The 1,941-nt window shown below is 67.4% G+C and carries 2 protein-coding genes; one reads left to right on the plus strand and one right to left on the minus strand.

Annotated features, from left to right (window positions below; genetic code table 11):
* Positions 1 to 207: 207 nt before the first annotated feature.
* The gene (locus AB0M27_RS47575) at positions 208 to 744 is read left to right on the plus strand and encodes a hypothetical protein (protein ID WP_365732432.1); all 537 of its coding nucleotides are present in this window, start codon (positions 208 to 210) and stop codon (positions 742 to 744) included.
* Here the strand turns inward: AB0M27_RS47575 and AB0M27_RS47580 are convergent.
* Positions 701 to 1,492 (minus strand): IS5 family transposase, encoded by a 792-nt coding sequence (locus AB0M27_RS47580; protein WP_365732433.1) that lies wholly within the window; start codon positions 1,490 to 1,492, stop codon positions 701 to 703. The two genes, AB0M27_RS47575 and AB0M27_RS47580, sit on opposite strands and share 44 nt — an antisense overlap.
* Positions 1,493 to 1,941 lie beyond the last annotated feature (449 nt).

The raw sequence follows: 1,941 nt of genomic DNA on the forward strand, positions 1-1,941 counted from the left end.
CCCCACGTCACGAGCCCGGGAAAACCGTGAAACGAATCGAAACCCTCACCGAACACGTCCGCCTGAAACAGCAGCGAGGATAAAGATCAAGCTCAGAAGCTGTTGTCGTTCCGAACCTGAAGGCGGCGTTTTAGCTGGTCAGGCATAGGTCCGGTGGTTCCGTGGGAGCTGTGGCCTGTCGTGTCGCCGCTCTCCGGGAGGTCGCGGATGCCGTCGGTCGTTGGACTGCTGGAACAGCATGAGCTCGCTGCTCGCCGACGCGTGGACGAGCTGCGGGAGGAGGTCGACCGTGTCCAGGCCGAGCTGGCCGCGGCCGAGCAGGAGTGGCAGGAGTGGATGATCGCCCGCAGGCGGGTCGATACGGTGCTGGCTCCGGACGACGGCAACACCGCCGAGGCCGAGGCCACCGCGGATCCGCAGAAGGCAGACGCGCCGCCGACGGCCCGGGATGCGGCGAAGCCGAAGACGCAGGTGCCGGTATGGCGCCAGGGGCTTGCCCGGTCGGTGCTGTCGGCGGACTATCAGCGCATCCTCAAGGCCCTCGCGGACCGGGGGCGGCTCGGCCAAGGGCCGCTGACATGCCAGGAGATGGCCGCCGCGTTCGGCATGGACGTGGTGCCGGCCCGGGTGGAGGCGCTGCGCTCGAAGGCGAAACGCCTGGTTGCGCGGGGTTGGCTGGCCGAGCCTGCGCCGGGCCGGTTCACGCTTGCCCGCGCTGTGGCCGGGCCAGACGGCCGGTCATGAGCACGGTCATCGACCAGTAGATCATCGCCTCGGCGCTGGTGGTGCGGCGCTCGAAGTCGCGGACCAGGCGGCGGCTTCGCATCAGGTGGGCGAAGAGGCGCTCGACGATCCACCGCTTGGGCAGCACCACGAAGCCTCGCATGTCGTCGCTGCGCTTGACGATCGCCAGGACCAAGGCGAACGCGGCCAGGCAGTGCTCGACGAGGCTGCCGGTGTAGCCGCCGTCTGCCCAGACGAGGGCCAACCGGTGGTGCGCGTCGGCCACCTGCTCGAGCAGGACCTTCGCAGCGGTGCGGTCGCCGACATCCGCGGCGGTGACCATCACCGCGAGGAGCAGGCCGAGGGTTTCGACCACGACGTGCCGCTTGCGCCCGTTGATTAGTTTGCCGCCGTCGAAGCCACGGCTTTCCGATCCGACGACGGCATCCGCCTTGACCGACTGGGAGTCGATCACCGCGGCCGTCGGCTCCGCATCACGGCCCGGCTTCTCGCGGACCTGTCCGCGCAGCCGGTCGTGGAACTCCCTGACCAGGCCATGGTCACGCCAGCGGCGGAAGAACGCATAGACCCGGTCCCACGGCGGGAAGTCGGCAGGCATCGCCCGCCACTTGATCCCGTTGTCCACGAGATACCGGATCGCATCGAGCATTGCTCGGTGGCAGTACGCCTCCGGCTGGCCGCCCCGGCCACGCAGCCAGCCCGGCACCGGCAGCAGCGGCCGGACCACGGCCCACTCCGCGTCCGTCATGTCCGAGGGATACCGCCGAACACGTTCCGGATGATCGGCCGCATTCCCGAACCGGTGAGCGACACAATCACACGTCGGTGCAGCCAAGTTGAACTCCACCGGCGCGAGCACGTACAACTGCGGCAACAGGGTCTCCCGGATCTCGGTTGGCTTCGCAACCCCGAGCTACCAAGAGGCCCTGTTCCCATGCCCGCGGCCAGCTGCAATCACCCGATCGAGACTCCCGTTCGACGCGCACCCCTCAAGATCGGAACGACAACAGCTTCTAAGCTTGATCTTTATCCTCGCTGCTGTTTCAGGCGGACGTGTTCGGTGAGGGTTTCGACTCGTTTCACGGTTTTCCCGGGCTCGTGACGCCGGAGTTCCGCAGCAAATCGGCCTTCTGGCAGGTGATGCATGGCAAACCTGCTGGTCAGGCGGTTGAGACATAGCGGCAGGCGTCAGAATCC

Origin of the sequence: Streptomyces sp. NPDC052107 (assembly GCF_040680215.1) — a bacterium.
Taxonomy (GTDB): Bacteria; Actinomycetota; Actinomycetes; order Streptomycetales; family Streptomycetaceae; genus Streptomyces.